Raw genomic sequence first — 19,439 nt, 5'->3', positions numbered from 1 at the left:
TTTATCAGAAAGCAAAAATCTGCGAAGATCTGCGCAATCTAAGGGAAACCAACTGAAGCGCATGAATAATGCCCCCGCAGATGTCGCAGATTGACGCAGAAAAAACACCTACTTATCCTGCTTATCATTATAAGGAATAAAAAACGGCGCTAGATGCTGCGCTAAAAAGGCATGAAAGCTGTTGAGACGACACGCAATTGAGCTATTCAATTGTACATTCGTGATGTGTCAGAAAAAACACCTACTTATCCTGCTTATCATTATAATGAATAAAAAACGGTGCTAGATGCTGCGCTAAAAAGGCATGAAAGCTGTTGAGACGACACGCAATTGAGCTATTCAATTGTACATTCGTGATGTGTCAGAAAGAACAAATCTGTGAAGATCTGCGCAATCCGCGGGAAACAAACCGAAACGCATGGGAAATAGCTCCCGCAGATATCGCAGATTGGCGCAGAAAAGTACACCTGCTTATTTTATCAGAAAGCAAAAATCTGCGAAGATCTGCGCAATCTAAGGGAAACCAACTGAAGCGCATGAATAATGCTCCCGCAGATGTCGCAGATTGACGCAGAAAAAACACCTACTTATCCTGCTTATCATTATAATGAATAAAAAACGGCGCTAGATGCTGCGCTAAAAAGGCATGAAAGCTGTTGAGACGACACGCAATTGAGCTATTCAATTGTACATTCGTGATGTGTCAGAAAGAACAAATCTGTGAAGATCTGCGCAATCCGCGGGAAACAAACCGAAACGCATGGGAAATAAACTGAAGCGCATGAATAATTCTCCCGCAGATATCGCAGGTTGACGCAGAAAAAAACACCTGCTATTATTTTTTCGATAAACTGAAAATCGCCCTTTAATGCAACCATTTACAGCTTGGCGTCTGTATAAATACAATTGATGCATTTGAAAATTCAGGAATCTTCTTCCTTACCATCCTTGACTTTTTTAGATGCCCAGTCTTCCTCGTCTTGATTAACTTCCAATTTGTCTTGTTCCTCAGTTTTTTCGGGTGTGTAATTGAGTTTGATATACATGGGGAAGTGATCTGATCCAATATTCTTTTCTCGGGATATATCAATGAGCGTAAAGTCATCACTGTGAAACACATGGTCTAAAGGCCAACGCATGAAAAAATGTTCGGTACTGTAAGTGTTGAAAAATCCACGTCCGCGTCTCGGGTCCAACAAGCCGCTTACTTTTTGAAAAATTTTAGTGGTTCGGGACCAGGCGACATCGTTCAAATCCCCAAAAACCAAAGTGAGGCTGGGATCGGCTTCTATCTGTTTTCCTATCAACATCAATTCGGCATCGCGACCTGTGGAGGTCTTGCTTTCCGTAGGACTTGGAGGTCTGGGATGCAAGCAATGAATCCTGACTTTCTTCCCGTTGTCTAACTTGATATAGCCATGAATGGATGGGATATCGTCTTTGATCAAATACTTGACCTGCATGCCTTCTAAAGGCAGTTTAGAGTAGAGGTGCATTCCGTATAAATTATCGAGAGGCACTTTTATGGAGTGGGTATAGTCATCTTCGAACGGTTCTAGCGCTTCTTCCCATTTTTTATCAGACTCTAAAGTCAGAAAAACATCGGGATCTTTGAGTTTTATCAAATCAATAAGGCGGCTGTAATCCCGATTGGTCATTAAAACATTGCTAACCAGTATGCTTATTGGTGCTTTTTCAGTCTTGCCATCAAATTTCAAGGTTTGTTTTTTGGCAAGATAAGTATATGGGAAAATGAGCCAGCATTGATAAATTAAACAAATAACCAGCGCGCATACAATGATAAAGTGCCAAGGCTGCTGAAACGAATACACAAGCCCAGCCGCTATGAGATTTACACACAGCAAAAAAGAAATCTGTATTCTGGGAAAATCGAAATCCCGTACCAACCAATGATCAAATTTTGTGATCGAAGCTAAGGTAGGAATACAAATAAGGATATTAAAAACAAGCGTTATGATTTCTAAATAGTTCACTTTTATATTTTATTTAAAGAATTTTTGGGTCAGCTACAAATGGCAATCCAAGCGTGCATAGTTAAGTATATCTTCTCATTGAGGTTTGCAAGGTATTGAAAAAAAAGTAAAAATTTACCCTAGAAAAAAGGCTAGAACTTAGGAGATGAACATAGGTCAACTTTTTTCATATCTTTTAATTGAACCTTAACTAAAATGTGGATTATATTTGTATAAAGAGTGGGGCAGAAGGATTTTATGCCTTAAAATTCAACTTTAAATTTAGATTTAAAATGATTGTCAATAAATCGGTAGTAGGTATACACATCATTTCTCATGAAGCGCACGGCTTATTGGCGGGAAAAATTGCCAATGAAATCAAACCGGAATTTAGACCAAGGCACTGGTTCGAAACACTCATTGCCATTTGTGAGCATGATGACCGGCAGCTCAATTTCAAGGAGAAGGATTATTTGTCTGATATGGGCGTCCCGATGGATTTTAATGAAGAACGGTCTTCCGTTCATGAGGTAATGACTAGGATGCAGCGGGTCTTGAAGGCTGCTGGCGACAAATCATCATGGGTCAAGCTGCTCATTTCCTATCATTTGGAATTCATCTATGCCCACATGAAAGCAGACAGCAAACGAATAAGCCGTTTTTTTACTGAAGAAGAAAAAGCACGTGGGCACATTTTGGAACAGTTTAAGGTTTCAGATAAAACGGGGCGAACCTACTACGAGGTTTTGCGATTTTGCGATAGGCTGTCGCTCATTTTATGTAAGGATCAAGCACCTGAAGCCGAGCGGCTTTTAGAAATCAATACTTCCATCAATGGGGAGACCTACTTCATCAAAAAAACCGAAAACGGCGTGTTGACCATCACGCCATGGATTTTTAGTGCCACGGAATTTGAATTATCTGTAGAAGAACGCATCTTAAAGGAAACCAAATTCACGTCTAACCAACACTTTGAAACGGTTTTGATGGGCAGTAAGCCACAACCTAAAAAATGGCTGCTCAAGAAGTCCGAAGGCTGATTCTTTTGGTGTTATTCTGTGAAACCAGGATTTTAGAAATGCTTTGGTGTAGGTGTTTTTACCAATCAAAAAAACCTTTAGCTCTGGTTTGGAGTTGGACGCCTTCAGCAAAAAAAAATGTCGCGCTACTTTTCAAATCAATTAAAGCGGCCAATTGTTAAAATATCAATATCTTCATCCTCCTTGATCGTGCAACCAACTAACGATTCCTGTATGACTTATGGCATTATTTCAAGCTTCCGTTCTTAAATCACATCTCGCTTTGTTGGATCAATCTGCTGTTGATAGGGCTTACAAAAAATATCAAAACTACTTTTGGAACGCCAACATTCAGGACAATATAAAAAGTGCCAAAGAGGAGCAGTACCAAGCCTCATTTCTGCACGAGTTATTTGTGAACATCTTGGGCTATACGCTGTTTCCAAACCCAGATTCTAATTTAACCACTGAGTTTAAGAACGAGAAAAATTCGCGAAAGGCCGATGCTGCCATATTGAAAGATGGCGTGGCCATTGGCGTTATCGAGCTAAAAGGCACCATTACCAAGGACCTTGAAAGCATTCGCCTACAAGCCTTTGATTATAAGGCCAACCAAAAAGGCTGCGTGTATGTGATCACCTCCAATTTTGAGAAACTGCGTTTTTACATCAATGATGCCACAGAATTTGAGGAGTTCGATTTGTTCACGCTCTCGCAAAACAGATTTAAATTGTTGTATCTGTGCTTGCATATAGACAAACTTCTTAACAATACAGCGCTTAAAATCAAGGAGGCTTCCATTGTTGAGGAGGAAGAAATCACCAAGGCTTTTTATAAGGATTATTCGGTATTCAAAAGGGAATTGTATCGGGATTTGGTAAAAAACAATGCCAAAACGGTCAAGGCCAAATTGATTGAACAGGAGCGTGCCGAAGACCAGAACGATATCGTTCAACTTGAGAAAAATGTAAAACTGACCTTATTCAAAAAATCACAAAAGCTCATTGACCGCTTCTTGTTTATCTTTTTTGCTGAAGATAGAACCTTATTGCCTTCCAACTCCACCAAACAAATATTAAACAAATGGAAACACGACTGGGATTTTGGCGACGAACGCCCTTTATATAGTTTGTTCAAGCAATACTTTCTGTATTTGGATCAAGGCCGAAAAAGCACCCCAAGTCGTGCCGAAATATATGCCTACAATGGCGGTCTATTTAAACCGGATGCCATTCTCGATGCCCTGGAAATCAACAACGACTTGTTGTTTAAGCATACCAGCAAATTATCAAATTATGATTTTGAAAGTGAGGTGGATGCCAATATCCTCAGACATATTTTTGAAAACGCACTCAACGAAATCGAAAGTGTAAACGCCGAGATTGAAGGTGGTGATTTTGACCAGCAAACGATTAAGCGCAAAAAGGATGCTGTGTTTTATACGCCAAAATACATTACCAAATACATTGTTGAAAACACGGTAGGTAAACTCTGTGTGGAAAAAAAGATAGCCATTGGCTTTAAGGAAGCCGATTATTTTGAGGTCAAAAAAGGCACTCACCAAAGCACCAAAATGCAACTTTTAGAAACGCTTGACGCCTACCGCGAATGGCTACTGCAGCTTACTATTTGTGATCCTGCTTGTAGCTCGGGCGCATTTTTGAACCAGGCACTCGATTTTTTAATCAAAGAACATCAATACATTGATGAGCTTAAAACGAAGGTTTTGGTTGGCGGGCTGCAGTTTCCAGATATTGAAAACACCATTCTCGAGAATAATATCTATGGGGTGGATTTCAATGAGGAAAGTGTTGAAATCACAAAACTTTCCCTTTGGTTGCGAACCGCAAAACCCCGACGTAAACTCAACGATTTGAGTAACAATATCAAATGTGGCAACAGTCTCATAGACAGTAAGACCGTTGCGGGTAATAAAGCTTTTAACTGGTCCGAGGAATTTCCGCAGGTATTTAAAACCAAAGATCTAAAGGCCTATCACATCACGACAGCCGTGCACGACAGCAGAACTTCGGACCGGATGGTAAAATACGAGGTAAGAAAGAAACGGGACCTGGGCACAAACCCGTATCCAAACGTGGTCTATTTTACAGATGCCGATGATCTAATCATAAGTCAAACCATTGCCCAGATTGTAAAGGAAGATGGACTAAGGCTTTTGGCCTATAACATTTGCGGAGACCACATCCATTTACTCTTGGTTTGCGATATTGCGGATATCCCACGCATCATGCAGAAAATAAAATCGGTAACTTCTAAGATCCTAACGCGGGAGAAAACACAGGCACAGGGGACAAGGGAGCACGCTCCCTTGGCAGAGGAAACGGGGCGGGAGACAAGGGAGCACGCTCCCTTGGCAGAAGAGGAAGGGAAAACAAGGGAGCACGCTCCCTTGGCAGAAGAGGAAGGAACAAGGGAGCATGCTCCCTTGGCAGAAGAGGAAGGGGAAACAAGGGAGCATGCTCCCTTGGCAGAAGAGGAAAGAACAAGGGAGCATGCTCCCTTGGCAGAAGAGGAAGGAACAAGGGAGCATGCTCCCTTGGCAGAAGAAACAGGGAAAAAAAGGGAGCATGCTCCCTTGGCGAAAGAAAAAGCAAAAAAGCCCTTATGGGGACAAAAGTACAGTGTGCCAAAAGAGATCACCAGCACGCAGCAATTGGACAATACCCTAAATTACATACAGAAAAACAGAAGCAAACACGAATTGCCAGAACACAGTGCCCAACTCCAAACTGTGATAGATGGCATGCTCACCTCTAAAGCCGATGCCTTTAAAACGGAAATCACTGGTGGCTTTGATGTGGTTATTGGTAACCCGCCTTATGTGAGGAAACAAGGACTTATGGAACATTATCCTGAAACTTGTGTCTTTTATGAAAAGCGATATAAATCTGCCACGGCAAATTATGACATCTATGCATTGTTTATGGAAAGATGTTATGATTTGATAAATAGAAAAGGAATTGTTTCGTTTATTTTACCACATAAATTTTTGGTATCAGATTTTGGAGCAGGTATCAGACAGTTTTTTAAGGAAAAAACTGCGGTTAAAAATTTAATTCATTTTGGTTCGGAAATTATATTTTCAGAAGCTTCCACATACAACTGCATTATCGACTTAACTAAAAGTCGAAAAGAAAAAATTCAATTCAAAAACTTAAACCAGAAAATTTATTTGAGCCTTTTGTTTGGGACTCTATGAAATATGATACATTAAATGCAGAAAACTGGGATTTACAAAGTGAAGAAGTCTTGCATGTGATTGAAAAATTAAAAGAACAACCTTAACGAGTTGAGGATGTATTTAGTAGGATATTTCAGGGTATCGCTAGTGGAGGTGATAAATTTTTCACTGTAAACTTTTAAAGGACAATGGAAATCGAGGATTATTTTATTCAGGAATGTTGGGACAAACAGTGGAACTCGAATTTGATTTTTTCAAACAAATTTTAAAAAGAAATCAAATTTCCAAATATGCAAAACTCAAAACTGATTTATACACGCTGTTTCCCGTAAAATAGAAACGACAGGAGTAAATCGCTTTAGTTGAAGGCTCATAATGAAAACGAAATCATGAACAAGCGATTCACGACTTCCCCTGCAATAGAAACGACAGGAGTAAATCGCCATAGTTGAAAATTCATAATGAAAACGAAATCATGGACAAGCTATTCACGACTTCCCCTGCAATGGAAACGACAGGAGTAAATCGCTTTAGTTGAAAATTCATAATGAAAACGAAATCATGAACAAGCGATTCACGAGTTCCCCTGCAATGGAAACGACAGGAGTAAATCGCCATAGTTGAAAATTCATAATGAAAACGAAATCATGAACAAGCGATTCACGACTTCCCGTAAAATAGAAACGACAGGAGTAAATCGCCATAGTTGAAAATTCATAATGAAAACGAAATCATGAACAAGCGATTCACGACTTCCCGTAAAATAGAAACGACAGGAGTAAATCGTCATAGTTGAAAATTCATAATGAAAACGAATCATGAACAAGCGATTCACAACTTCCTGTAAAATTGAAGTTAAAGGACTAACTTGCCATACTCGAATCTTTCTTAAAAAAACAGATGCAAGAACAACCCATTCACGTACAAACCAAAGATGATGTAAGCATCGCAGTTTGGAAATCGAATCCAAAGCAAAGCAATGGCAAAGTTGTTTTTCTAACCCATGGCGCGTTTTCCAATCGGCAAATATTCAATGGTATTGTTGGCGCATTGACCCAAAACGGCTTTACCTGTTGGAGCATGGAGTGGAGAAATCACGGGGAAAGTGAACACAGTCCAAGTAAATTCAATCTCGAAACTGTAGCGGAGTTCGATTTGAGCGCTACCTTAAATTTTCTAGTAAACAAACAGGGTTTGAAAAGCTTCGATTGCATCACGCATAGCGGTGGTGGCTTGGTGCTGACTATGTTTTTAATCAAAAATCCAAGTTACCGCGCTAGCATAAAAAGCATTTCCATGTTTGGGGTGCAGGCGTTTGGTGCCGGATCTAAGTTAAAGAACCGGATGAAGATTTTTGCGGGAAAGTACGTCTCTGCAATGCTGGGGAAGGTGCCTTCAAAACCAGCGGGCTCCATCGAAAATAGCGAAAGCTATCACACCTTGAAACAGTGGTTCGATTGGAACCTGAAGAAAAATTTTGTGGGCGAGGACGGATTCGACTATCGTGAAAAAATGAAAAGCATCCAAATCCCCATACTGTCCATCTGTGCCAAAGGCGATCATTTCATAGCGCCCAAAGAAGGCTGTCAACAGTATTTGGAAGCCTTCGAAAATCCACAAAACAAACTCATCTATTTTGCCTTGGAAAACGGGAATTTAGAAGATTACAGCCACAGTAGGATCATACTTTCAAGGAATTCAGAAAAGGAAATCTACCCGGTGGTATTGAAATGGATCCATGAAAGCGCAAGTTCCAAAAGCAAGGCCTAAGCACATCCATCACAAAGAAGTTTCGGCCTATATCTTTATGCGTCATTGCAACCAAATTTGATTGATCCAGAAAATCTGCATTTTGGTTTTTGCTTCGGAAAAAAAATCAGCTTTTTTTTTCTGCGTCAATCTGCGAGATCTGCTGGCTAAAGTTCGTGTTCGCTTCTGATAATTCCATGAAAATGAGATTAATTTCCGCAGCTTCGGCATATATCTTTACGCGTCATTACAACCAAATTTGATTGATCCAGAAAATGTGCATTTTGGTTTTTGCTTCAGCAAGAAAACGCAGCTCTTTTCTCTGCGTCAATCCGCGATATCTGCGGGCTAAAGTTCGTGTTCGCTTCTGATAATTCCATGCGAATGAGATTAATTTCCGCAGCTTCGGCATATATCTTTATGCGTCAATCAACCAAATTTGATTGATCCAGAAAATGTGCATTGTGGTTTTTGCTTCAGCACGAAAACGCAGCTCTTTTCTCTGCGTCAATCTGCGAGATCTGCGGGCTAAAGTTCGTGTTCGCTTCTGATAATTCCATGAAAATGAGATTAATTTCCGCAGCTTCAGCATATATCTTATCGCGTCATTACAACCAAGTTTGATTGATCCAGAAAATGTGCATTTTGGTTTTTGCTTCAGCACGAAAACGCAGCTCTTTTCTCTGCGTCAATCTGCGAGATCTGCGGGCTAAAGTTCGTGTTCGCTTCTGATAATTCCATGAAAATGAGATTAATTACCGCAGCTTCGGCATATATCTTTACGCGTCATTACAACCAAATTTGATTGATCCAGAAAATCTGCATTGTGGTTTTTTGCTTCGGAAAAAAAATCAGCTTTTTTTTTTCTGCGGCAATCTGCGATATCTGCGGGCTAAAGTTCGTGTTCGCTTCTGATAATTCCATACGAATGAGATTAATTTCCGAAGCTTCGGCATATATCTTTACGCGTCATTACAACCAAATTTGATTGATCCAGAAAATCTGCATTGTGGTTTTTGCTTCAGCACAAAAACGCAGCCCTTTTCTCTGCGTCAATCCGCGAGATCTGCGGGCTAAAGTTCGAGTCCGCTTCTGATAATTCCATGAGAATGAGATTAATTTCCGCAGCTTTTTTTCAGGGTAATGAAAAAATGTGTTCTGCCTTGACCTTTCGTGACAAATCACTCAAAATCCGCGAGGTATCGTAATTATTGGTTTGGGGGGTCAAATGCCCAAGAATATCGTTTTCATTCGCGATGATTTCGGTTTTGTCAATAAATCCGTAACCTTCATAAATGCCATTGACCATATAAATAAAGGCGTCTTCTTCAGTGTGCCTGCCCTTCAGCTTATAGATCACACGGGATTTTCTGTTTTGAAACTGTTCAAAGGCGCGTTCAAATCGTGTGTTGTAATCTTCGGTCGATTCGGTACCGGCACACACACAAGCCTGATGTTTTTTGGTATGATTGCTACAAGGGCCTTTGACGCGTTCAAGGGCGCAATGCTTTCGGCATAACTGGTGTTCCGCACAAAATTGCTCCAAGGATTGCTTTACCGATGTTCTGTTAAAATACCGCTCGGGCATGTTGTTGACGATCTCCTTTCGGGTAATTTGAAGTTTATTTATGCCCGAAGCTGTTTTGCCTTTATTGATGATGTAAGGCGCAGGATCTTTCACTTGTTGCGTATTGTAGATGGGTTTCAAGGCTTTTATGTTCGCCGATTCCATAAGTTGCGCCATGAGATCGTTACCCGAATAGTCCACGTTGATGGCGTTCACTTCAGCATAATTGATATTGCTCAAGCTTGCTGTGGAAAAATGACTTTGCAAACGCTTCCTAATGTTCTTAGCCTTGCCAACGTAGATGACATCTTCAAAGGGATTCAGAAAATAATACACGCCGGCTGCCATTTTGTATCTGGAAAGGTCCAAACGGTTTGTGAGAGCTGCTGTGGGTTTTGGCGCTGGGCTATCCATATTCCGATTGCATAGAAACTGCTGCATCACCTCCAGAAAAGCTTCGGCATATTCCAAACTTTGGGCACAAAGGTTTCGAGCATCTCTCAAAACGAGTTCCACCGCATTTTCGGTATCCTTATCCGCACGGTGCCAAACAAATTTGGGGCGAACATTGAAATTATAACCAATGGCCTTGAATTGGGATTTGAGAAGTTTGAACTGCCGCACTTCAGAAAAAACAAGCGCTTGCTCTTGCAGCAATTCTATGAGCTCATCGGCAATATCGCAAAATGGAGGTGCTGCCAAAAGGGCCATGCGATCCAGATTATGTTGTTCATAAATGCGTTTGGGAACGGACACTTCCGGTCTAAAATCAAAAGACCGCACAGCCTGCGGATGCTCGTCATTTTTAAGGCTTATGCGGTAAGGGATTTCCGCTTTTTTACCGGTACTTAGGGTTTGAATGTAGATGGATGTCATTAGAGCAAAAATAAGAATTATTCAGGCTATTCAAAACATTCTTAAAGGCACAATAAATCAATATCTTTACAAAAAAGGGCATTTTGGAGAATCATAAACTTAACGAAAAACAGAAAAAAGCGGTTGGCTATGAAGGCAAGCACTTGCTTGTTCTTGCTGGTGCGGGCACAGGAAAAACACGCTGCATCGTAGGCAGGGCGGCCTATCTTATTGAGCAGGGCATCGCGCCAGAAAAAATACAAATCCTAACCTTTACCAAACGATCTGCCAGTGAAATCGTTGAGCGTGTCAAAGCCTCGCTCACCAATAACCAGGCGCAGAGTTTAAATGGGTCCACGTTTCACTCTTGGTGCAATCAATTGATTGTGCGCTATCCCAATCTTTTTGGAGCGGCTGGCTACACGGTTATTGATCCCGACGACCAATTGAGCGTCATGAAAATGGTGTGTGGCGATCAAATCATCGAGTATAAGGGGATTAGGATCAAGCCACAGCAGTTGATTGATATTTATTCCTACGGAAGGAATACGCGTCAAAACCTTAGTAATGCCATTCGGGAAAAGGTCTATAAAGGCAAAACCGATGCAGAAACCACCGATGAGATTGATATCATTCGGTCGCGGGTTGAAGTGCTGCTGAAGGCTTATCAAACCAAAAAAGGGGAGGGCCGATACATTGATTATGATGATTTGTTGTTGGTGGTGGCCAATCGGCTTAGAAACGATGCTGAAGCACGGGACATTTTGAGCCATCAACTCAAGCATTTATTGATTGATGAGTTTCAGGATACAAATCCCTTGCAATGGTATTTGTTGGAGCCCTTTTTAGAGATCGCAAAATTCTATTGTGTGGGCGACGATGCCCAATCCATTTACTCCTTTAGAGGTGCCGATTACAAAAATGTGCACCTGTTCAAACAGCGGGTACCCGAGTCTGAAATCCTAATCTTGGATAAAAACTACAGATCCACGCAGGAGATCTTGGATGTTTCCAATTGGCTCATTGCCCAATCGCCGTTGGACTACGATAAGGAGTTGCAGGCCTCACGTGGATCTGGCATGACCCCAAAATTGGTCAATGTTGCGAGCCAATGGGAGGAAGCCAATTTTATTGCAGAAAACATTCTGGAGAATTTTACAGAAAACAACAAGCAGTTTGCAGATCATCTCATACTGTCAAAATCCACTTATTATACCAAACCCCTGCAGGCGGTTTTCATTCAGAAGAAAATACCTTACGTGACTTATGGCGGAAGAAAATTCATGGAAGCGGCACACATCAAGGATGTGATCTCAGCCTTGAGGGTGGTCAATAATCATTTTGATGAAATTGGCTGGATGCGTTTTTTGACCTTTTGGGATGGGATTGGCGAAATAAAGGCTGGCAAGTACATCTCGCAGCTCGTGGCCTTTGAAGATCCTCTGGGATGTGCTCAAAACCTGGCCGATGTTATTGGTGGCCAGGAAGGTGAGACCATTGCCGATATCTACAATACCATTTACCGCAATGCTGGTAACGTCAAGCAGGCGCTTCAAGAAACCTATTCTAAAATGGAGCAGGCTCTGGCCTTCAAATACCGTAAGGATTGGGAGGAAAAACGCAAATCAGATTTCCCGGTGCTCGAGATGTTGGGCGATAATTATGCCTCTATTGGGCAGATGATTTCTGAAGGCATTTTGGAAAACGCGAAACAGTTGAATGGAAATCCCGTCTTGGAAGGCTCTCAAATCAGTGACAGCGAAATCAAGGATCATGTGGTTATTTCAACCGTACATTCGGCCAAAGGTTTGGAGGCAGACGTGTGCTACGTGCTCAACGTGTCGCCAAAAGTTTATCCGAGTGCATGGAATTTGGATAGTGAGGAAAAAGTGGAAGAGGATAGGCGTGTGCTTTACGTGGCTTTGACCCGGGCTAAAAATGAGCTTTACATCACGCGGGATACCAATTCCATAAACACCGTCAATAAAACGAAAAACGCCGGGTTCAGTTCCAAATACTTTTTGGAGGAATTGCCAAATCAACTCACAGAGCAACTCATAAATCCTTACAGCTTGATAAAACCCAGGGACATTTCAAAACCCAATAGCATCGACCTTTCCTTTGGGATGGACTTTTCCTAGGGATTGCTGAAGTTGGTTTGCTTCGGAAAAAATATTTCGCAAGCACTGGCATTGGTTTTTGATGAAAGAGCAAAAACGGAAGCCGTACAACACGGAATGTCTTGTGCTGAAAACAGCAGCTTGTTGGTTCTTAAATTTTCTGCAGATTTTTTCTGAATTTATAAAACAAGACCTCAACATCAAACAAGGCTTCGGAATGATGCTTAGTTTCTAACTCCACGGAAAATCGCTCAAAGTACAAACGCATCAAAGCATTTTGAAAGCGCTGGTTTATTCGAATTATTAGCGGCCGAATTGATAATATTTGGTCAACGGATGCTTTTTACCTTTTAAAAGCTGTGAGATGATGTCCATCCCAATTACCGAAAACGTGATGCCATTACCGCCAAAACCCAATACAAAATAAGTGCTTTCAAAATCCTTGTGCTTGCCAATATAGGGAAGCCCATCTTCGGTTTCGCCAAAGGTGCCTGCCCAGGCAAAATCATTGACAAAATCATAATCGGGTAGTATTTTTTTGAGATAGTTCTGGAGCTTTTCGGCTTTCTTACCTATGTTTTTGTTTCTCTTTTCAGGATTGACGTAATCCTCATCTTCCCCGCCAATCAAAAGTCGGCCATCATCGGTGGTTCTCATGTACATGTAGGGATCGGCGGTGTTCCAGAAGAGCGTGCCTGCCAACTGGTCTTGGTTGTCTTCCAGCTGTTCCCCTACCATGGCAAAGGTGCTGAGTAGCTTGACAAATTTTTCTTTGATGATGCTTGTACTTTCAAAGCCGTTGCAATAGAGAATTTTTTTGGAAGTGATGCTGCATCCGTTTTTAGTGATTGTGGTCACGCCATTTTTTTTATAGCTTACTTTTTCAATGACTGTTTTATCAAATATGTCCAGCCCTTTTTTATGATTGTAAGCCAGAATATCGTGTGCCAAACGGAAAGCATCAATGCTGCCGCCCTGTTTGGAGAGAATCCCACCATGGGTATTTTGCAGGCCAAAGCGTTTTGTGATCTCTTCCGCTTCCAACCACACTACGGGAAAGCCGTGCGTTTTTCTGGCCTCAAACTCTTTTTTGAGTTTCGGGACGTCTTTTTTAAAAGCAGCGAAATAGAGCGAGTCTTTCTTTTCAAAGCCACAGCCAGACTTGACCTGTTTTGAGATCTTTCCTAGGGTATCAATGGCTTCGGAACATCCTCTGTAATTCGCCACCGCAGCTTCAGTCCCAATTTTTTCGATCAATTCAAACAAAGGCACATCAATTTCATACTGAAGCATCGAGGTGGTTACCGAGGTGCTCCCGTGAGCGATTTCGCGTTTATCTATTAAAACAGTCTTGTAGCCATCTTTGATGCATTGGTGTGCAATGAGACTTCCCGTGATGCCGCCTCCAACAATTAAAATATCTGCCTTCACGTTTTTTCGCAAAGACGGGTAGGAGTGAAGGATGCCATTTTTTTCTAACCAAAAAGGTTCGCTTGAACGTAGTTTCATTTGGAGATTTTTTTATTAAAGCTAAGCAATTTATCCTCACAAAATGGACCGTATTTTTTTGAGTCAATCATTTATTGTTTTGGAGCTGAAATTAGATGAAACGGGATACTTTTTGAAAGTCTCTAGACAAAAACGGAATCATAAGAGACTGAATTGGAAACTTGAAATTATGGGTTTTTGGGTTTGGAGGAAGTCTTTAGTAGGCGTTTTGAAGTTATAGCTCGGCACTATTTTGGTTTGTAAAGACTCTTTAAAACAAAAAAAACCTTCGGTGTTTGAAGCCGAAGGTTTTGGGGTATTGTAAAAAATAAATAGGGTAATTTTAAATATATGATTATTACTGAAGCGTAACATTTAGGGATACGGTAAGCATGTCTCCGCCTCCTGTAAATCGCTCAGCCCAAACTTCAATATAATCGTCTGTATCTAATTCTATAGTGCCTATTATAGGAAGTGCTATAATATCACTTTCATCTGAAGCTCTTCCATAAACCTTAGTTTGAGTAATTACTGAAGCTGAACCTGTGCCTTTCCCTTTGGCAATGTATAGAATATAAATTGTCGGAATTGTGCCGTCTGTATTAGATGTCAAGTCCCTAGCCTGAAAAGAAATAGAGGCATTAGCTCCGAAAAATCTTGTTTTATTTCCTTTATAAATAATTCTGTTATTCCCGCTTTTTTCAAACCTAAATAATTCACCTGAAGCGGTAGTCCCAGTGACTTTTTTCCTAAACCCTGATCCTGTACCACTGAATGTAGTTAACTCGCCATTACCAACATTTGCCGAAAAATTAATATCGCCAGTAGCCACATCGTCGCTTTCCCTCGGGATGCCAGGAGCACTCACTGTCCAGGCATTACTAAAGTTATAACCTGTGTAAGAGCCAGAGGTATAGGCTTTAACGTATCCAGAAGACGCACTAGTAGTACCTGTAAAAACCGTGCCTTGCAAAACACCCGTTGCTACATTAGGATTGCTACTAACGTCTAACGCGACATCTGATCCATTGACTGAGCTAAAACCACTGACTTTTTCGATTAAACCGAAGTTATCGGAAAATGTTTCAAAAGTCCCGTTATTCGAATTTGGCCATGCTTGATTATTCAGTAGTAAATTCCCAATATTGGAATAGGTAATCCCGTTGGTATTATTCAAAAACTGAACGATGTTACCAAAGTATAATCCAAAACCTGAGATGCTTCCAACACTGTTCATCCCATCGATAATTGTGTTTTGTATCAAAAGGGAGGAGTTTGTCGCAATTCCAGGCCCTGCAATCTCAAAAGCTTTAGTGCCAATCAAAGTCACATTTCTAATGCTTCCTCCGGTGCTTCCTTTGAAAACGACTCCAGAGGAGGAGAGTACATCTTCATTGGGATCCATTCCAGCAACGTAAGCGTTGTTTAAATCAATTGGGCTCGATAATGCGATTGTTCCGTTTATTTCATAAAATGTATTGGTGTCCAATTTATAAGAAGACCCTCCACCCGCAGCTAATTCTACAGTTAAATCGGCAGCAGATTTTACGAGTTTATAATTACTGCGTTTGTCTGAAGTATCATTGGCCAATGCCGACCAAGAAGTCGTTGTGGCATTGTAGAAGTAAAACGTATCTTCATCGGTATCAAATACCAACAAACTCTCGGCAGGACTTTCTATATCCTCACGTTGTAAAGTGGTCATGCGTGGGGCTAACAAGCCTTGAGACTCAGATTTTAATTCTAACAACGCAGATGCATCTGGTTCTTCAGTTCCGATGCCAACTTGGGCATGGGAAAATCCGGTTAATAATACACTTAAAAAGAGTAATTTAATAGGTCTCATAAATTTGGGGATTTTGAGGTTAAAAATTATTTTAGTACAAATGTATACCATTCAGCCAATAAACAAGTATTATAACCTATAAATACCATAAAATCCATTTATTTTAACTAAATGAAATTAATAGTATCATAAAATATGTGAATACTCTTACAGGCAATCTTAAAACTTTGGTTTGTAGCCAATGCCGCATCTTAGCCGATCTATTACTTCTGTTAAATTTCCAAAGCTTAAATGGTCTCATTTTGGAAACAGGCTAAATTGCATCTAAAAATACTGGCGCTTTATGCTGCGAAAATCTGCGAAATCAGCGGGAAATGAAAAGGTGTTAAGGTGTCCCGCAGATGTCGCAGATTGGCGCAGACTTTTTTCTTTATTGGAGTTCAAAATACTGCCGGTGTAATGAAACAAAACATCAGACTTTAAATCCGAAGCATTCAGCAGCAGAATTTGTGATCCTTCTACAGCATTTTGATGTTATGGTAATTCACGGCGGTACTTCCGCAATGCTAAGTCTTAATTACTCCCAAGAATTTCTGAAGCGCTTTTATGAGTGCACATGGAAAGCGAAAGGTTCAAACACTACAAACAAAAAAAGACTGCTTAAAAAAGCAGTCTTTTACATCAAAAAAAATTAGATTTATTTGAAGATCACTTTCTTCGTTTGCTGTTGTGCTTCGTTATTCAACTTCACAACATAGATGCCGGTGTTGAGAGCCGAAGCGTCTATTTTGTTTAGGTCCGATGCTTCATCCAAGAAGGAAGTCATGACCAAACGGCCTTGAATATCGTAAATGGAGACCTTCGTTTCGGACAAAAGTGGCCCGTTGACAAAAAGTGTTTGCTTGCTTGCAAAGATTTGTAAGCTTCCGTTTTCAGGGACAATGTTTGATAGTGTACTGTTTCCAATCCTAAGGAAAAACCTGCCAGTTCCAGAAATGTTGCTGTTAGCGGTAAAGGTGTACTCAGAGGCATTCAATAAGGTAAAGGTGTTGGTTTGATTGTCTTCCAAATACACATCAATAGTTTCCGGCAGGGTAGAGGTCTCAATGCTGAAAGTGACTTGTTTTCCTTGAGCGGTTTTTAAGCCTAAGGGAATCGTGATGTCATTTAGATCATTAGATCCAAGGCTTTGGATGGCCATATTGCGGCCTTGGTTATTTTCCACCAATTGGGAATATAAGAAGAAATCACCACCAACACCGTTAAAGAGAGCAGCGTCATAGCCAGGATCTAAACCTAAAGTGGAATTGCCATTAAAGTAAATCTCAGTGGCAAAATCACCAGTGGCATGTTGCGCTCGCAATCGTAATTTCTGAACTTCGTTATCCGTTCTACCCAAAATAAAATCATCTGTTCCGGCAGAAGTCTGCATGGCGGTTGTGAAGTTTATCTGATGGGTGGCATTGTCGGGAGCATTCGCAACCAAAAATCCTTGTCCGGGCGCAATGTTGACATCTGTATTGGTTAAATTATTAATAACCGTAAAGTTGCCAAAGGTTCCAGAGCCTACTTCAGGATTAGTACCACTATTATAACCGTAGACTGCTGTGGCATTAGGATCTAAGGCTATTGAATTTTCGGTTAAGAATTTTTGAGAATCAATAAATGTTGGATACGGATTACCTACACCGTTCCAGTAATTGTTGCTTGTGGAGATCTCAACAGTTTCTGTAACGGTTGATACCGTACCTGTAAATCTTAGTGTTTGTCCGCTATTAGTAGCAGCAGCTCTGTAACCAACTCCTCTTTCCAGCAAAGCGGCTGCATTTGCAACAGCATCGTAGTTGGTGTAAGATTGGTTGCTGTTGTTATAAGGTCCAAAGGCATAAAGCGTCGTAGAATTTGCCAGCACATCTGAATTTATGTCTGAACCATTTGAATAGTCCAAGAACTCAACAAAAGTAGCATCTCCAGCCACTTTAACCGGCATTGAAATTAAGTCGTTGCCACCATTCACGCCAGATTGACCAACCTTATTGACATGGCGGTCATAATTTACAATCGTGGAGGCACCTAAGTCTCCTTTCAATAATAAAATCGCATAACTATTGGATCTGGATTTGAGATTTAAATTAGAAGGAGCGAGTGTTGTGCCTGAGGATACATAAACTGTAGATCCTGGTTTAACCGTCATGGTTGTTGAAAGTTCTTGGGCATTAGCGCTAAGACAAATCGCCACCGAACATAGGATAAGGTAATAATTTTTCATTTTTTTTAGATTTGGGGGGACTCGCAAGTAACAGCATAAATTCTAATTATTCAAATTTTATGTGCTTTAGTTTCCGAATCTGAGGTTTAATTAAGTAAGTTCTTACAGAATTGATGCTTGTTTTTTGATTTCAGACTGGAAAAGATATCTAGACTTTTATTTAAAATTTCAGATTTCAAGCATCTAAAGGAGTGTATTTTCGGAAGGGCATATGCAGAGACGAAGCATTAGATTTTGAAAACAAAAAAACCGATGGTTATGTTCCATCGGCTAAAATTTTTGAAAAAAAACTGGTATTAATTCAAATCCTCTAAACGTTTCACACGGTTGAGCGTGGCGTTGATTTTGGTCAATTGGTTTTGAACAGTTGATCTTAAATCGGCCGAAAGCGCGGGATAATCCTCTAAAAATTCTTCATATTCCTCTTTGCTGGCCTTGTCGCCACGAATGCATTCCTCTAAAAGTGATTCATCATCATCCATGGAAAGTGCTGCTTTGACATCCATCCAGGTTCTATGCATGGCTCCAGTGGCGCTGCCATCGGTATCCACATCAAACTCTGGGTTATAAGACTTCAAGCCCGAAGTCAGCTCAAGTGCAAAGGTTTTTCGCTCATTCGCTTGGTGCGACAGAAAAGTTACCAAATCCTTATGTTCTGCATTTTTAGCTGCTTTTTGATATCCTTTATCGGCATCGTTGTTTTTCTCGATAAGTGCATTTACTTTTTTTGATATTTCTTTGGTGTTATCCATTATAATGTGTTTTTAGTTATTGATAAGACGCAAATTATCTCTTATTACAACGAGCGCTTATCACTATACAACGAGTTTTTAGCCCAAAAAAAATGCAATACGTGATAGGGTGGTTAGACCAATTTATAGTTACTTGACAGATTCTTTACCACATAAACTTTTAAAATATCTATCAAAAAACGGCAACAGCTTTTGTATTTGAATGGGATCTAAAAATCGGGAAGTCTTATAAATGAAATGGCAGATTCCTTTGGGATGACTAAGAGGTTTCTGCGGAAGGTCTAATCTAATTTGTTTCAATTCATAACAGACAATACGAAGTGCATCAAGAAATTTAAAGCTTTCCTAAATGCGTAATAAGCCCTTCAATCTAATTGAGATTTAGGCGAAAGAGCAATAAATTTTTTTGAATGCCGGAAAGACAATGATGCTAATCATAATGAAAATCACGAAGATTATTTTTGCGATTCCTGCTGCGGCTTCAGAGATACCTCTAAAACAGAGTGGTAATAAAAATTTGACGCTCAAAAGAAATGCTGTCAACTTGTAATTGTATTTCATTTAGATTCAGCTAAAACCGACTTTCAAAACTAAAAAACCAACCATGAAAATAATCACGGTTGGTTCTCTAGTAATCAAACATTATGAGGCTGATAGAA

General features: G+C 40.4%; 11 protein-coding genes. 4 read left to right on the top strand and 7 right to left on the bottom strand.

Annotated features, from left to right (window positions below):
* Positions 1–923: 923 nt before the first annotated feature.
* The gene (locus tag ESY88_RS07260; protein WP_147085856.1) at positions 924–1,994 is read right to left on the bottom strand and encodes an endonuclease/exonuclease/phosphatase family protein; all 1,071 of its coding nucleotides are present in this window, start codon (positions 1,992–1,994) and stop codon (positions 924–926) included.
* Positions 1,995–2,266: 272 nt separating this feature from the next.
* On the opposite strand from ESY88_RS07260, the gene ESY88_RS07255 reads away from it, so the two are divergent.
* The 3 genes from ESY88_RS07255 (at position 2,267) to ESY88_RS07245 (ending at position 7,964) form a co-directional block, all read left to right on the top strand.
* A complete protein-coding gene (locus ESY88_RS07255; protein ID WP_147085855.1) occupies positions 2,267–3,013 on the top strand; it encodes a DUF3891 family protein in 747 nt (248 codons plus the stop codon).
* 220 nt (positions 3,014–3,233) lie between these two features.
* Positions 3,234–6,212 (top strand): Eco57I restriction-modification methylase domain-containing protein, encoded by a 2,979-nt coding sequence (locus tag ESY88_RS21370; RefSeq protein WP_147085854.1) that lies wholly within the window; start codon positions 3,234–3,236, stop codon positions 6,210–6,212.
* 882 nt (positions 6,213–7,094) lie between these two features.
* Positions 7,095–7,964: an alpha/beta fold hydrolase gene (locus ESY88_RS07245; protein ID WP_147085853.1), complete on the top strand. Its 870-nt coding sequence runs from the start codon at positions 7,095–7,097 to the stop codon at positions 7,962–7,964.
* A gap of 1,114 nt (positions 7,965–9,078) precedes the next feature.
* On the opposite strand, the gene ESY88_RS07240 is transcribed toward ESY88_RS07245, so the two are convergent.
* A complete protein-coding gene (locus tag ESY88_RS07240; RefSeq protein ID WP_147085852.1) occupies positions 9,079–10,386 on the bottom strand; it encodes a GIY-YIG nuclease family protein in 1,308 nt (435 codons plus the stop codon).
* Between the two features lie 83 nt (positions 10,387–10,469).
* Between ESY88_RS07240 and ESY88_RS07235 the strand changes: the two genes are divergently transcribed.
* Positions 10,470–12,506, top strand: a complete 2,037-nt coding sequence (locus ESY88_RS07235) for an ATP-dependent helicase (protein ID WP_147085851.1) — start codon at positions 10,470–10,472, stop codon at positions 12,504–12,506.
* A gap of 282 nt (positions 12,507–12,788) precedes the next feature.
* On the opposite strand, the gene ESY88_RS07230 is transcribed toward ESY88_RS07235, so the two are convergent.
* The 5 genes from ESY88_RS07230 to ESY88_RS07210 all read right to left on the bottom strand — a co-directional run bounded on the left by ESY88_RS07230 (position 12,789) and on the right by ESY88_RS07210 (position 19,341).
* On the bottom strand, positions 12,789–13,994 hold the full coding sequence (locus ESY88_RS07230; RefSeq protein WP_147085850.1) for an NAD(P)/FAD-dependent oxidoreductase: 1,206 nt from the start codon (positions 13,992–13,994) through the stop codon (positions 12,789–12,791).
* Positions 13,995–14,331: 337 nt separating this feature from the next.
* Positions 14,332–15,819 (bottom strand): hypothetical protein, encoded by a 1,488-nt coding sequence (locus ESY88_RS07225; protein ID WP_147085849.1) that lies wholly within the window; start codon positions 15,817–15,819, stop codon positions 14,332–14,334.
* 637 nt (positions 15,820–16,456) lie between these two features.
* On the bottom strand, positions 16,457–18,028 hold the full coding sequence (locus tag ESY88_RS07220; RefSeq protein ID WP_147085848.1) for a T9SS type A sorting domain-containing protein: 1,572 nt from the start codon (positions 18,026–18,028) through the stop codon (positions 16,457–16,459).
* 296 nt (positions 18,029–18,324) lie between these two features.
* Complete coding sequence (locus ESY88_RS07215) at positions 18,325–18,780, bottom strand: ferritin-like domain-containing protein (protein WP_147085847.1); 456 nt, start codon at positions 18,778–18,780, stop codon at positions 18,325–18,327.
* Between the two features lie 381 nt (positions 18,781–19,161).
* Complete coding sequence (locus tag ESY88_RS07210; protein WP_147085846.1) at positions 19,162–19,341, bottom strand: DUF1328 family protein; 180 nt, start codon at positions 19,339–19,341, stop codon at positions 19,162–19,164.
* Between the last annotated feature and the right edge of the window lie 98 nt (positions 19,342–19,439).

The organism is Subsaximicrobium wynnwilliamsii (assembly GCF_007997225.1).
Classification (GTDB): Bacteria; Bacteroidota; Bacteroidia; order Flavobacteriales; family Flavobacteriaceae; genus Psychroserpens; species Psychroserpens wynnwilliamsii.
The sequence above is the reverse complement of the archived record's forward strand: the minus strand, read 5'-3'. Positions and strand labels throughout refer to the sequence as shown.

Bases quoted from the DNA above. Each gene is read 5' to 3' on its own strand.
- ESY88_RS07245 (WP_147085853.1), top strand. From the start codon at position 7,095: ATGCAAGAACAACCCATTCACGTACAAACCAAAGATGATGTAAGCATC.
- ESY88_RS07215 (WP_147085847.1), bottom strand. From the start codon at position 18,780: ATGGATAACACCAAAGAAATATCAAAAAAAGTAAATGCACTTATCGAG.
- ESY88_RS21370 (WP_147085854.1), top strand. From the start codon at position 3,234: ATGGCATTATTTCAAGCTTCCGTTCTTAAATCACATCTCGCTTTGTTG.
- ESY88_RS07225 (WP_147085849.1), bottom strand. From the start codon at position 15,819: ATGAGACCTATTAAATTACTCTTTTTAAGTGTATTATTAACCGGATTT.
- ESY88_RS07240 (WP_147085852.1), bottom strand. From the start codon at position 10,386: ATGACATCCATCTACATTCAAACCCTAAGTACCGGTAAAAAAGCGGAA.
- ESY88_RS07230 (WP_147085850.1), bottom strand. From the start codon at position 13,994: ATGAAACTACGTTCAAGCGAACCTTTTTGGTTAGAAAAAAATGGCATC.
- ESY88_RS07255 (WP_147085855.1), top strand. From the start codon at position 2,267: ATGATTGTCAATAAATCGGTAGTAGGTATACACATCATTTCTCATGAA.
- ESY88_RS07210 (WP_147085846.1), bottom strand. From the start codon at position 19,341: ATGAAATACAATTACAAGTTGACAGCATTTCTTTTGAGCGTCAAATTT.
- ESY88_RS07220 (WP_147085848.1), bottom strand. From the start codon at position 18,028: ATGAAAAATTATTACCTTATCCTATGTTCGGTGGCGATTTGTCTTAGC.